Source organism: Pseudomonas sp. BNK-30, assembly GCF_047456185.1.
Lineage (GTDB): Bacteria > Pseudomonadota > Gammaproteobacteria > Pseudomonadales > Pseudomonadaceae > Aquipseudomonas > Aquipseudomonas putida_E.
This window is the reverse complement of record NZ_CP179904.1, coordinates 3204202-3216587: the sequence shown is the minus strand read 5'-3', so window position 1 is coordinate 3216587 and position 12386 is coordinate 3204202. Positions and strand designations below refer to the sequence as shown.

Here is a 12386-nt window from a genome sequence, read left to right as displayed (position 1 = left end):
GCTCCTACAAAGAACCGCCTCAGATACTCGCGAAGCGTTTGTCCAGGTAGGCAATGATTGCCTTGGACTCATACATCCAGGTCACGTTGCCTTGCTCTTCGATGCGCAAGCACGGCACTTTCACCCGGCCGCCACCTTCGAGCAGCGCCTGGCGGTGCTCTGGGTCGTTCTTGGCGTCGCGCAATGCCACTGGCACGTTGAGGCGGTGCAGGGTGCGGCGGGTTTTCACGCAGAACGGGCACGCATGGAACTGGTACAGCGCAAGGCCCTTGGCCTGCTGCTCGACATGCGCCTGGGCCGCGGCATCGCGCTTGCGCTTGGCCGGGCGGCTGATCAGGTCGCCGATCACGATGAGCTGGCCGAGGCCGACCCGCAAGGCTTTGACGATCATCTGCAACTCCTGAAAATAAAAAGCCGACCCTCAGGGCCGGCTCGGGTCACGCGCCGATCATTTGATCAGGCCGAGGAACTCCATGCGCGTGGCCGGGTTGTCGCGGAATTCACCGAGCATCACCGAGGTGAGCATGGTCGAGTTCTGCTTCTCCACACCGCGCATCATCATGCACATGTGCTTGGCTTCGATAACCACCGCCACACCCGCAGCGCCGGTCACCTGTTGCACGGCCTCGGCGATCTGGCGGCTGAGGTTTTCCTGGATCTGCAGGCGGCGGGCGAACATGTCGACGATCCGCGCGACCTTGGACAGGCCCAGTACCTTGCCCTTGGGCAGGTAGGCCACGTGCGCCTTGCCGATGAACGGCAGCATGTGGTGTTCGCACATCGAATACAGCTCGATGTCCCGGACCAGCACCATTTCGCTGTTGTCGGAGGTGAACAGCGCGCCGTTGGTCACTTCTTCCAGCGTCTGCTCGTAACCGCGGCAAAGGTATTTCATGGCCTTTGCAGCCCGCTTGGGCGTGTCGAGCAGGCCCTCACGGGAGACGTCCTCGCCGATCTGGCTGAGGATCTCGGTGTAGTTCTGTTCCAGGGACATGTATCTACCTGTGGGAAAAAATCGCAAAAACGAAGGTTACGGCGGCAAAGCCTGCGCTGCAAGCGCGGCGTTACTCGTCGCGGCCTTCCATCATGGTTCGTTTGAGCATTACGTACACGGCACCGGTACCGCCGTGGCGGGCCTGGCAGGAGGCGAAACCGAGCACCTGCGGGTGCTGGCGCAGCCAGGTGTTGACGTGGCTCTTGATCATTGGCCGCTTGCCATCCAGGCGTGCGGCCTTGCCGTGGGTCACGCGCACGCAGCGTACTTCCAGCTTGGTGGCCTCGGCAATGAAGGCCCACAGGGTTTCGCGGGCCTTCTCGACAGTCATGCCGTGCAGGTCGAGGCTGCCCTCGAAGGCGATCTGGCCGAGCTTGAGCTTGCGCAGCTGGGTTTCCTGCACGCCGTCGCGGCGCCACATCAACTCGTCTTCGGCACCCACGTCGATGACGAACTGGTCGGACAGGCCGTCGATCACCAACGTCTGGTCACTGCGCACGGTCGCCGCCTGGCGCAGGCCGGCCAGCTGCTTGCGGTCAGCCTTGGGTTTGCCGACCTCGGCACGGTCGTGCTTGATCGGCTTGACGCCGCGCACCTCGGCGCTGAACAGGGAAAAATCGTCGTCTTGCATGGTGCCTCCACGTGGGCGGCGTAGTTTACGCGATCAACCCTGTGGCGTCAGCAATGGCCCTGCCGCCGGCAGGGCCAAGGGGCTTCAGCACAGCCTTCAGTCGTGCTTTTTCATCAGGTGCGGCGACATGTTCAGCTCCCGACCGCGGCGCAGGCGAATGCGGCTGCGCCGCCAGAAGCGCACGCCCAGGTACAGGAGCACCAGCCCGACCACGCTCAGGGTAATCGAAAGCGGGCGGTTGGCATTGAGCTCGGCAAAGGCCGGGTAATTACCGAGCAGCCCGGCGACGCCGGCCATGGCCAGCAGCACACCGAACGTGGCCAGCAGCGCCGACAGGCCGGCGGCCAGGCGGGCGCCCCAGTTGCGTGGCTCGCGCTGGCGCAGGCGTTTGGCGTCGAAACTGCCTTTGAGCTTCATTCCGATTTCCTCTGTGGGCATCAGAAATTCGACCGGCAACCGGCCCCCGGGTTCCGCCCGGCTGCCGGGCGGTGGTCAGCTCGCCAGGCTCAGATCAGGCTGGCGGTGGGGGCGACGCAGGCGAAGTTGTCGGCCATTACGGCCATTTCGCACTCGTGAATCTGCGCAGCGGGAATCACGCGGTCTTTCAAGGCCAGGTCGCGGGTCGCCGAAGCGTCTTGCACCAGGGTGCAACGATAACCATAGTCCTTGGCCCGGCGCACGGTGGTGCTGACGCTGGAATGGCTCATGAAACCGCAGACGATCAGGTCCAGGTGCCCCAGCTCCTGCAGGGTTTCGTGCAGCTTGGTGTTCTTGAACGCGTTGGGCATGCGTTTTTCGATGATTATTTCACCGTCGTGTGGCTCCAGCCCCGGGATGAATTCACCGGCAGGGCCTTGTGGGTCGAAGCGACCGCCGACGGTACCGAGGTGGCGGACGTGGATGATCGGACGGCCGGCCTTGCGGGCGGCGTCGAGCAACCTGGCGATGTTGGCCACGGCCTCGTCCATGCCCGACAGCGCGAGCGGACCGCTGAGGTACTCTTTTTGCGCATCGATGACGATCAGGCTGGCTTGGCTCAGCTTGGCCGGCGGGTAATCGCGGCCAGTGAGGCGGAACATCGTGGTTGGAACGGACATCAAGGGCTCCTTGGAAGGGCTTTTGTATACCTATTCTCCCTTGCCTTGGCGCCAATGGGAATGGTTGACATCGAAACCGGCGCAGTTACTGGCCTGTGGCTACCCGCTGGGCGATCCGCAGGAACATTTGTGCGGTGCGGGCTGTTAGACTTTTGTCCAGATCTGAATAGGAGTACCCCGTGATCACATCTCGTCTGCGCACCTTGCGCGACCACATCCGCTGGGCGGTCAGCCGCTTCCATGAGCACGAGCTGTTTTTCGGCCACGGTGCCGACAACGCTTGGGATGAAGCCCGCCTGCTGGTGCTGGGCGCCGTGCACCTGCCGTGGGAAATCGCCGACAGCTACCTGGATTGCCAGCTCGAGGACGACGAGCGTGTACGCCTGCAGCACCTGCTCAAGCGCCGTATCGAAGACCGTGTACCCACTGCCTACCTGCTGGGTGAGGCGTGGTTCTGCGGCATGTCGTTCATCGTTGACGAGCGTGTGCTGGTACCGCGTTCGCCGATCGGCGAGCTGATCGAAAAACGCTTCGAGCCGTGGCTGGCCAACGAGCCTGCGCGCATTCTCGACCTGTGCACGGGCTCCGGTTGCATCGGTATCGTGGCGGCCGAGGTGTTCCCCGAGGCCGAGGTGGTATTGGCCGACCTGTCCTTCGAAGCGCTTGAAGTGGCCAACCAGAACATCGAGCGCCATGGCCTGGACGAGCGTGTGTACACGGTGCAGGGCGACGGTTTCGCGGGCCTGCCGGGGCAGCGCTTCGACCTGATCCTGTCCAACCCGCCGTATGTCGATGCCGAGGACTTCGGCGACATGCCGGCCGAGTATCACCATGAGCCGGAGATGGGCCTGGCCTGCGGCAACGATGGCCTGGACCTGGTGCGGCGCATGCTGGCCGAGGCAGCCGAGCACCTGACCGAGAAGGGCCTGCTGATTGTCGAGGTGGGCAATAGCCAGGTGCATGTCGAGGCGCTGTACCCGGAGGTCGACTTCGCCTGGCTGGACTTCGAGCGCGGTGGGCATGGGGTGTTCATGCTGACGGCTGAGCAGTGCCGGCAACATCAGGAGCTGTTCAAGGCCCGCGTTTGATCGGGGCTTGATGGGGTGGGGCATGCCTTGCGTTGCACGGTCTCAAAGCCGCTGTAGCACCCATGGCATGCGCCCACTTGCTCTAGCGGGTGGCAATCCAGATCAACAACCCAGCCTGGAACACCGCAAACGCCACCAGGCAGGTAATGGTAAAGCGCAGCCCGCTGTCCTCGCGCTGGTACTTGGCCACCCGCTCATCGCGCTCGCGCAGTTGCGCCTCCTTCTCCAGAAGGTTCTGCTCGGCCTGCTGCAGCATCCCGGCCGCCTCTAGCATAGCCACCCGCTGCACCTTCTCACTGTTCCAGCCGCCCTTGAGCTGGCCCACCGTGGCTTCGACCGTGCGGCCTTTGAGGTGCTGCCCGTCGGCGTACTCCACCTCGATGCCGGTCGCGCTCAGGAAGCGGTCGCGGCGCAGGCGCGTGTCTTCGTTCAGGGCATCCTTGTTCGGCAGCGCCATGCCTTCGATGTGGTAGTGCGACCACCTGCGCTGCAGCCACTGCACGGCCTGGGCCAGCATGAAACGCCCCAGGCCGCGGTTCAGTGGCTCCAGCTGCAGGCCGCTGTCGCTGCCGATGCTCACCCGCCGCTCAAGGTGGTCAACCCGCACATCCAACTGGTTCTGCTCTTTGCGCACCTTCTGCCCGGGCAGGCGGATTTCCATGCGCAGCAGGCTGTGCGCCTTGTCGTGGCGCTCGGCATGGCCGAATTCGACGAAACGCAGCGGCCGCGCGCCGCTGTTGCGGGCGGTGGGCAGCGGCGCCAGGCGCAGCAACTCAAAGTGTTCTACTGCCAGGTCAGCCCAGGGCAGCGCTGGGCTGTCCGGGGCTTGCGGCTCTTCGGCCGGCTCTACGGCGGCGGGGGCGTCGGTCATCAGGGCGTTCTCACATACAAGCCAATACCGAGCTTATCGGCCGTATCGCCCAGGACCTGAGGCCATTGTGCGGCGATCTCCTCAGGCTGAGGGCAATTGATGAATGAACGTCACCACCCGCTCACCCAGCTCACGGGCCAGCGGCAGTTCAGGGTTCAGGTAGCTGTCGCGCTGCTCGCTCATGGCCTTGGGGCTGATGCGCAGCATGTGGTTCATGCCGTCGATCAGTACCAGTTGGGCATCGGGTTTGGCCGCCTTCAGGCGCTGGGCATCGGCCACATCCACCTGCACGTCGTTGCGGCCCTGGATGATCAGCGCAGGCATCGGCAGGCGGGCGAAGGCCTTGGCCGGGTCCTGACGGAACAGTGAGATCAGGTAGGGCTGCACGCTGGGGCGGAAGACCTGGCGCAGGGGGGCGGGGACATCCAGGCTGGTCTGCCCGGCCTGCAGGCGGTCGAGCAGGGCGCTGCTGCGGGCCAGTTGCGCGGGCGGCATGCGTTGCGCCAGTTGTTCGCGCAGCACATCGGCGATGGGCCGGCCGCTGCCGGCGAGGGTGATGACGGCGCTGGCGCCGGCCTGCTCGGCGGCCAGGCTGGCAATCAGTGCCCCTTCGCTGTGGCCGACCAGTATCAGCGGGCCGAAGCGCGGGTCGGCCTTGAGCTTGCGGCTCCAGGCCACCACGTCGGCGACGTAGCGCTCGACACTGAGGTCGCGCTCATCGGGTGTGGCCGGCAGGCTGGCGGCCACGCCGCGCTTGTCGTAGCGCACGCTGGCAATGCGCTCATTGGCCAGCAGCAGCGCCAGGCGTTTGAGGTTGTCGATACGCCCCGAGGCCGGGTTGTTGCCATCGCGGTCGGTAGGGCCGGAGCCGGCGATGATCAACACCACAGGGGGCGGGGTGGCCTGTTGCGGCAACAGCAGGCTGCCATGCAGCACACCCTGGCCGGTGTCCAGGTCGATAGGGCGTTGCAGGACGGTGGGTGAGGCTGCCTGGGCAAGGCCGGTGCACAGCAGGAGGAAGAAAGCGACGAAGCGCGGCATCAGGCGGTACTACATGGGGAGATGAGCGTTTGACCCAATGTTCATGGGAAGGTTCTGCAGCCCCCCGGAGCGGGCAAGCATTCCTTGTGAAATTTTCCGTATACTGCTCCCCTCGTTCACTTCAGGCAGACTCGCGGAGCGTCCATGTCCGGCAATACCTACGGCAAGCTGTTCACTGTCACCACCGCTGGCGAAAGCCATGGCCCGGCGTTGGTCGCCATTGTCGATGGCTGCCCTCCGGGCCTGGAAATCTCCCTCGCCGACCTGCAGCACGACCTCGACCGGCGCAAGCCCGGCACCAGCCGGCACACCACCCAGCGCCAGGAACCGGACGAGGTGGAAATCCTCTCCGGTGTGTTCGAAGGCCGTACCACCGGCTGCTCGATCGGCCTGCTGATCCGCAACACCGACCAGAAGTCCAAGGACTACTCGGCGATCAAGGACCTGTTCCGCCCGGCCCACGCCGACTACACCTACCACCACAAGTACGGCATCCGCGACTACCGCGGCGGTGGCCGCAGCTCGGCCCGCGAAACCGCCATGCGCGTGGCGGCCGGCGCCATCGCCAAGAAGTACCTGGCCACCCAGGGCATCCAGGTGCGCGGCTACATGAGCCAGCTGGGGCCGATCGAAATCCCCTTCAAAACCTGGGATTCGGTGCAGGACAACGCCTTCTTCAGCCCCGACCCGGCCAAGGTGCCGGAGCTGGAGGCCTACATGGACCAGCTGCGCCGCGACCAGGACTCGGTCGGGGCGAAGATCACCGTGGTGGCCGAGGGCGTGATGCCAGGGTTGGGTGAGCCGATCTTCGACCGCCTGGACGCGGAACTGGCCCATGCGCTGATGAGCATCAACGCGGTCAAGGGCGTTGAAATCGGTGCGGGTTTCGCCAGCATCGCCCAGCGCGGTACCGAGCACCGCGACGAGCTGACCCCCGAAGGCTTCCTCAGCAATAACGCGGGCGGGATCCTGGGCGGTATCAGCTCTGGCCAGCCGATCGTCGCCCACCTGGCGCTCAAGCCGACCTCCAGCATCACCGTGCCGGGCCGCTCCATCGACGTGGACGGCAACCCGGTCGACGTCATCACCAAGGGCCGTCATGACCCGTGCGTTGGCATTCGCGCCACGCCGATCGCTGAAGCGATGATGGCTATCGTGCTGATGGATCACCTGTTGCGTCACCGGGCGCAGAATGCCGAGGTGAAGGTCGCAACGCCGGTTCTGGGCCAGCTCTGATTCGCAAGTACCGGCCCTATCGCCGGCAAGCCGGCTCCTACACTGCACCTGTGGAGCCGGTTCAAGCCGGCGCCCATGCTGCCCGTGTGGGAGCCGGCTTGCCGGCGATAGGGCCGGTACTGGCAATACCCCATTCTGGCTGAGCCCTGATGAACCCAATCCCCTACTGGCGCCTGTCCAGCTTCTACCTTTTCTACTTCGCTCTGCTGGGTTCGACAGCCCCGTTCCTGGCCCTTTACTTCGACCACCTCGGCTTCCCCCCGGCGCGTATTGGCGAGCTGGTGGCCATCCCCATGCTGATGCGCTGCATCGCCCCCAACCTGTGGGGCTGGCTGGGTGACCGCAGCGGCCAGCGGCTGCTGATCGTGCGCCTCGGCGCGCTGTGTACCCTGGCCACCTTTTCGCTGATCTTCTTCGGCAAGAGCTACGCCTGGCTGGCGCTGGTAATGGCCCTGCACGCGTTCTTCTGGCATGCGGTACTGCCGCAGTTCGAGGTCATCACCCTGGCCCACCTGCACGGGCAGACGGCGCGCTACAGCCAGGTGCGCCTGTGGGGCTCGATCGGTTTCATCCTCACCGTGGTCGGCCTTGGGCGGTTGTTCGAATGGCTGAGCCTGGATATCTACCCGGTCGCCCTGGTGACCATCATGGCGGGCATCGTCGCGGCCAGCCTGTGGGTGCCCAATGCCCAGCCGGTGGAGCAGGGCGAGCGGCGCGACGCGGGCGGCTTCCTGCGCCAGTTGCGGGCGCCCGGGGTGGTTGCCTTCTACCTGTGCGTGGCCTTGATGCAGCTCAGCCACGGGCCTTACTACACCTTCCTCACGTTGCACCTGGAGCACCTGGGCTACAGCCGCGGCGCCATCGGCCTGCTGTGGGCGCTGGGGGTGGTGGCCGAAGTGCTGATCTTCATGGCCATGAGCCGCATCTTCACGCGCTTCAGCGTGCAGCAGGTGCTGCTGGCCAGCTTCCTGCTGGCCGCCCTGCGCTGGCTGCTGCTGGGCAACCTGGCGGGCGAGCCGGGCGTGCTGATCTTCGCCCAGGTGCTGCACGCCGCCACGTTCGGCTGCTTCCATGCTGCCTCCATCGCGTTCGTCCAGGCCAGTTTCGGCGCCCGTCAGCAAGGCCAGGGCCAGGCATTGTATGCGGCGCTGTCGGGCACCGGCGGTGCGCTGGGGGCGTTGTATTCGGGCTACAGCTGGAAGCTGCTGGGCCCCACCTTCACCTTTGGTATGGCCAGCGCCGCAGCGCTCGCGGCAGCCGTTATCATTGCCACTCGTTTGAAATCGACCAGGACCTGCCGCTGATGAGCATCCTCTGTGTATTCCACCCGTCCAGCCCGGCCTTGCCGAACAAGGTACTGACCCACCACGACGACATCGCCGCAACGCTGGCAGAGCAGGGCGTGCGTTTTGACCACGCTGCGCTGGCGCTGCGCATACGGCCAGGCAGCAGCCAGGATGAGGTCATGAGCGCCTGCCGCGAACACCTTGACCGGTTGATGACTGCCCAAGGCTGCGCAGCGTTCAGTGTGCTCAACCGCGACGGTGCCGACCCGGCACAAGTCGACCTGCGTGATGAGCATGTGCATGACGTTGATGAAGTGTTTGCCGTGGTCACAGGTCGCGCCCAGGTCGGGCTTCGCCTGGGTGACTATGTGTATGCGCTGGTGTGTGAAAAAGGCGACCAGCTGGTGATCCCGGCAGGGTGCCGGCGCTGGGTGGAGCTGGGGGACAACCCGTTCTGCCTGGCGCTGCGACTCTATGCCAGTGAGCAGGGTATGCAGCCGCGCTTTACCGGGGACGATACGGCGCGTGCGTACGCTGGGATCGACGAGTTCTAGTGTCCGCTCCGGCCCCTCGCGGGCAAGCCTGAGCCTACAGGTACCCCGCCATCCCTAAGGGCAATGCAGTACCTGTGGGCGCAGGTTTACCCGCGAAGCGGCCGGTGCAGACAAAACTCAACGGTAGGTCGGCAGCGCGAATCGTTGCTGGCTCTGCAGCATCGAGATCACCGGCAGTTCACTGGCTTGCTCGGCCAGGTCGCGGCGAATGGCGCTGATCGCCCAGGACAGCTGTTCGGCGCTGTGCAGTTGCCCGTAGGTCAGCACACGGCGGGTAACCCTGCCATCGGTGGCACGCAGCGTCAGCAGGATGCCGCCATCGGGGCGAGGCTGGGTGGTGACCTGGTAGGCCGAGAACACCGAGACGAACTTTTCCTGAATGAGGTCCATATCAACTCCTGACTGATTTGGTGGGCAGACGTGAGTTGATAGGTGCAGTGAACGTGCCAAAACTTGATTCTGATAAAAATCCTTTAATTTCAAGGCCTTGAGGTTGCTTCGGGGAGGGTGGTGCCGTGCAGGCTGCATGGTCGTGCATTTTGCACAGTGCATTTTGCACGAGCCGGCCGGTGGCTATCGGCGCTATAGATTCTGAACCTTTGACCTGCCGGGCTTGCCTGACAAACACTTGGGCAATCTTTTCTGCCAGGAGGTTCCAGATGTCTGAACAACAAGCACCCGCCGCCATGACCGATGATGAGACCGCGGCATTTGCCGAGCAGGTCTTCGAGTGCGCCCGCCAGGGGGATGCCAAGATGCTCGAGCGTCTTTTGGCCAGTGGCTTGCCAGCCAATCTGCGCAACCACAAAGGCGACACGCTGCTGATGCTGGCCAGCTACCACGGCCACCATGATGCGGTCCGCGTATTGCTGAGCCAGGGGGCTGACCCGCTGGTTGCCAACGACAACGGCCAACTGCCGATCGCCGGTGCGGCGTTCAAGGGTGACCTGGCGATGATCCGGCTGTTGCTGGAAAACGGCGTGCCGGTCGACGCTGCTGCGCAGGACGGGCGTACTGCACTGATGCTGGCGGCGATGTTCAACCGTGTAGAGATTCTCGACTACCTGCTGGCCCAAGGCGCCGACCCGGCGCGCCAGGATGCGCGCGGCGCCACCGCGCTGATGGCGGCGCACACCATGGGCGCAGCCGATACCGCAGCGCGCCTGCAGGCGCTGGCCGGCTAACTGCCTGGGGGCATTTGCGGCTATCCTTGGCGACTTTTCACCCGTCGCAGGCCCCCTTCATGAAAAACCAGTTGCTCGAATTCATCAGCCTCATCGGCGCCGGCTGCATGCGCGATGAAGACATCGAGCGCATCGCCGACGAGGCCGCGCAGGCCTACGCCGACCCCGCCGCCTTCCTCGCCGCCAACCCGGACATCAACTACGACGACAGCTTCCCGATCCCGCTGGGCGAGTGGGTGGTGCTTGGCAGCCTGCCGGACACCGTGGTGTTCCAGGCCGACAGCTATCAGGAGTTGTTCCAGCACATCAGCGATTCGTTCGACAAGAGCGTGCCGTTCACCCTCAAGCCCAAGCAGCTGGCGCGTACCGAGCCGTTGACGGCGCTCAACCGCATCCAGGTGCAGATGGACGCGCTGAACAAAGAGGCCGGTGGTTATGTGCTGCTCAACTTCAGCCAGTTGCTCGATGATGAGTTGCAAGTGGTGATGGTTGGCAAAAACGACCTGGCGCGTGTGCTGGAGCTGGGTGTTGAACTGGGTATCAAGGTAGAGCCGGCCTTAGAGGCGCTCAAGGTGGCCGTTCACAGCTGAATCGCCTGTAGGAGCGGCCTTGTGTCGCGAAGGGCCGCAAAGCGGCCCCAAGATTCAGCAGCGCAACACAAATTGCTGGGTCTGCTGCGCAGCCCTTTCGCGACACGAGGCCGCTCCTACCTGCAGCAAGGTGCAGCTGGCCGCATTGAACAAAGCCAGGTGGTAATGGCACTGAAAGCGCTCAAGGCAGCTCACACGCCTGTAGGAGCGGCCTTGTGTCGCGAAGGGCCGAAAAGCGGCCCCAAGATTCAGCAGCGCAACACAAATTGCTGGGTCTGCTGCGCAGCCCTTTCGCGACACGAGGCCGCTCCTACCTGCAGCAAGGTGCAGATGGCCGCATTGAACAAAGCCAGGTGGTAATGGCACTGAAAGCGCTCAAGGCAGCTCACACGCCCGTAGGAGCGGCCTTGTGTCGCGAAAGGGCCGCAAAGCGGCCCCAAGATTCAGCAGCGCAACACAAATTGCTGGGTCTGCTGCGCAGCCCCTTCGCGACACGAGGCCGCTCCTACAACAGCGGCGTCGGTAAGTCGTTTCAACCCAGTGCCGTATCCAGAAACATCATCACCGCAAACCCGCCCATCACCCCCAGCGTCGCTGCCGTCTGGTGCCCATTGCGGTGGGTTTCGGGTATCACCTCGTGGGACACCACGAACAGCATCGCCCCCGCCGCCAGCCCCATGCTGATGGGGTAGGCGAGGGCGAAACCAGTGGAAATCCCCAACCCGATCACCGCGCCCAACGGCTCCATCAGGCCCGAGCCAATCGCCACCAGCGCGGCCTTGAAGTTGGACAACCCGGTTGCGCGCAAGGCCAGTGCCACGGCCAGGCCCTCGGGGATGTCCTGAATGGCGATGGCGCTGGTCAGCGGCAGGCCGACATTCATGTCGCCATTGGCAAAGCTCACGCCAATAGCCATGCCCTCGGGCAGGTTGTGCAGGGTGATCGCCAGCACGAACAGCCATACCCGGCTGATGCGCTCGGCCTCAGGGCCGCAGGGGCCGGTGCTTTCGTGTTCGTGCGGGGTGAAGCGGTCAAGCCCGAGCATCAGCAGCACACCCAGGCCCATGCCCAGCACCACAGTAAAAGCGGCGGCCGGGCCGTTGCCGGTAATTTCGCGGGCAGCCTCAAGGCCGGGCAATATCAATGAAAACGAACTGGCGGCCAGCATCATGCCGGCCGCAAAGCCCAGCATCACATCCTGGCTGCGGGCACTGACATCGCGCAGCACAACGGCCAGTACCGCGCCCAAGGCCGTGGCGCCGAAACCGGACAGCCCGCCGAGCAGCGCCAGGTGCAGGCTGTCGGCATGCTCGCCGTTGACGGCGTTCCAGAAACTCGCCGCCAGCAGCACGATGACCGCCAGCAAGCTCACGCCCAGCCCCGCGCTGAGCCACGGGGTATTGACTGCCTGCTGGCGCCAGGCACTCAACAACGAGGGCGAGGCGGGGGTTTGAGTCTGGGCTGGGGGCATGCGAACCTCGGATCTGTGAATGCTTGCAGTCTACCCAGTGACCAGCAGGGCAGGCCAAGGATTCCCTTCTATCGACCTGATAGCTGATTATGCTCAGCCACACTGACTGTCAACGGGGGTTTTGCCATGGGTTCGACGTTCAACGGGCTGGTTGGCCTGATCATTCTGGCGCTGGATATCTGGGCAATCCTCAATGTGATCAAGAGTGGCCGGGAGGTGGGGGTCAAGGTGCTGTGGATACTGCTGATCGCCCTGCTGCCGGTGATCGGCCTGGTGATCTGGGCCGTTGCCGGTCCCAGGGGCAATGTGCGGCTTGGATAGGGGCATTTTGCTGGCGCAGACA

General features: G+C 64.4%; 16 protein-coding genes. 7 read left to right on the top strand and 9 right to left on the bottom strand.

Going from position 1 to position 12386, the window contains the following annotated elements; translation table 11 throughout:
* Nucleotides 1-19: 19 nt before the first annotated feature.
* The 5 genes from ACMGGN_RS14980 to ACMGGN_RS14960 form a co-directional block, all read right to left on the bottom strand.
* Nucleotides 20-391: a glutaredoxin family protein gene (locus ACMGGN_RS14980; RefSeq protein ID WP_115272898.1), complete on the bottom strand. Its 372-nt coding sequence runs from the start codon at nt 389-391 to the stop codon at nt 20-22.
* Between the two features lie 57 nt (nt 392-448).
* Nucleotides 449-994, bottom strand: coding sequence for a GTP cyclohydrolase I FolE (gene folE, locus ACMGGN_RS14975; RefSeq protein ID WP_012313343.1), 546 nt, complete (start codon nt 992-994; stop codon nt 449-451).
* Between the two features lie 70 nt (nt 995-1064).
* Nucleotides 1065-1625: a Smr/MutS family protein gene (locus tag ACMGGN_RS14970; protein WP_046786622.1), complete on the bottom strand. Its 561-nt coding sequence runs from the start codon at nt 1623-1625 to the stop codon at nt 1065-1067.
* A 96-nt stretch (nt 1626-1721) separates the two neighbouring features.
* Complete coding sequence (locus tag ACMGGN_RS14965; RefSeq protein ID WP_046786621.1) at nt 1722-2042, bottom strand: hypothetical protein; 321 nt, start codon at nt 2040-2042, stop codon at nt 1722-1724.
* A gap of 89 nt (nt 2043-2131) precedes the next feature.
* Complete coding sequence (locus ACMGGN_RS14960) at nt 2132-2722, bottom strand: cysteine hydrolase family protein (protein WP_046786620.1); 591 nt, start codon at nt 2720-2722, stop codon at nt 2132-2134.
* A 179-nt stretch (nt 2723-2901) separates the two neighbouring features.
* Between ACMGGN_RS14960 and prmB the strand changes: the two genes are divergently transcribed.
* On the top strand, nt 2902-3810 hold the full coding sequence (gene prmB / locus ACMGGN_RS14955; protein WP_254467327.1) for a 50S ribosomal protein L3 N(5)-glutamine methyltransferase: 909 nt from the start codon (nt 2902-2904) through the stop codon (nt 3808-3810).
* 82 nt (nt 3811-3892) lie between these two features.
* On the opposite strand, the gene ACMGGN_RS14950 is transcribed toward prmB, so the two are convergent.
* The gene (locus tag ACMGGN_RS14950) at nt 3893-4681 is read right to left on the bottom strand and encodes a hypothetical protein (RefSeq protein ID WP_414156070.1); all 789 of its coding nucleotides are present in this window, start codon (nt 4679-4681) and stop codon (nt 3893-3895) included.
* A gap of 81 nt (nt 4682-4762) precedes the next feature.
* On the bottom strand, nt 4763-5725 hold the full coding sequence (locus ACMGGN_RS14945) for an alpha/beta hydrolase (protein ID WP_115272895.1): 963 nt from the start codon (nt 5723-5725) through the stop codon (nt 4763-4765).
* A 141-nt stretch (nt 5726-5866) separates the two neighbouring features.
* Between ACMGGN_RS14945 and aroC the strand changes: the two genes are divergently transcribed.
* From aroC to ACMGGN_RS14930, 3 genes are all read left to right on the top strand, one after another.
* A complete protein-coding gene (gene aroC, locus ACMGGN_RS14940; protein WP_046786616.1) occupies nt 5867-6958 on the top strand; it encodes a chorismate synthase in 1092 nt (363 codons plus the stop codon).
* A 149-nt stretch (nt 6959-7107) separates the two neighbouring features.
* Complete coding sequence (locus tag ACMGGN_RS14935) at nt 7108-8262, top strand: MFS transporter (RefSeq protein WP_046786615.1); 1155 nt, start codon at nt 7108-7110, stop codon at nt 8260-8262.
* Nucleotides 8262-8798 (top strand): oxidase, encoded by a 537-nt coding sequence (locus tag ACMGGN_RS14930; protein WP_251961921.1) that lies wholly within the window; start codon nt 8262-8264, stop codon nt 8796-8798. Before ACMGGN_RS14935 ends, ACMGGN_RS14930 begins: the two co-directional genes overlap by 1 nt.
* A 117-nt stretch (nt 8799-8915) precedes the next feature.
* Here the strand turns inward: ACMGGN_RS14930 and ACMGGN_RS14925 are convergent, their stop codons facing one another.
* Entirely contained in the window at nt 8916-9188 is a 273-nt protein-coding gene (locus tag ACMGGN_RS14925; protein ID WP_012313353.1) for a DUF3509 domain-containing protein, read from the bottom strand.
* A 269-nt stretch (nt 9189-9457) separates the two neighbouring features.
* On the opposite strand from ACMGGN_RS14925, the gene ACMGGN_RS14920 reads away from it, so the two are divergent.
* Both ACMGGN_RS14920 and ACMGGN_RS14915 read left to right on the top strand, forming a co-directional pair.
* Nucleotides 9458-9982, top strand: coding sequence for an ankyrin repeat domain-containing protein (locus ACMGGN_RS14920; protein WP_414156069.1), 525 nt, complete (start codon nt 9458-9460; stop codon nt 9980-9982).
* 59 nt (nt 9983-10041) lie between these two features.
* Nucleotides 10042-10572 (top strand): hypothetical protein, encoded by a 531-nt coding sequence (locus ACMGGN_RS14915; RefSeq protein ID WP_414156068.1) that lies wholly within the window; start codon nt 10042-10044, stop codon nt 10570-10572.
* 532 nt (nt 10573-11104) lie between these two features.
* Here ACMGGN_RS14915 and ACMGGN_RS14910 read toward each other — a convergent pair.
* Entirely contained in the window at nt 11105-12043 is a 939-nt protein-coding gene (locus ACMGGN_RS14910) for a ZIP family metal transporter (protein ID WP_119688487.1), read from the bottom strand.
* Between the two features lie 126 nt (nt 12044-12169).
* Here ACMGGN_RS14910 and ACMGGN_RS14905 point away from each other — a divergent pair, with 126 nt between their 5' ends.
* Nucleotides 12170-12364: a PLDc N-terminal domain-containing protein gene (locus ACMGGN_RS14905; protein ID WP_414156067.1), complete on the top strand. Its 195-nt coding sequence runs from the start codon at nt 12170-12172 to the stop codon at nt 12362-12364.
* Nucleotides 12365-12386 lie beyond the last annotated feature (22 nt).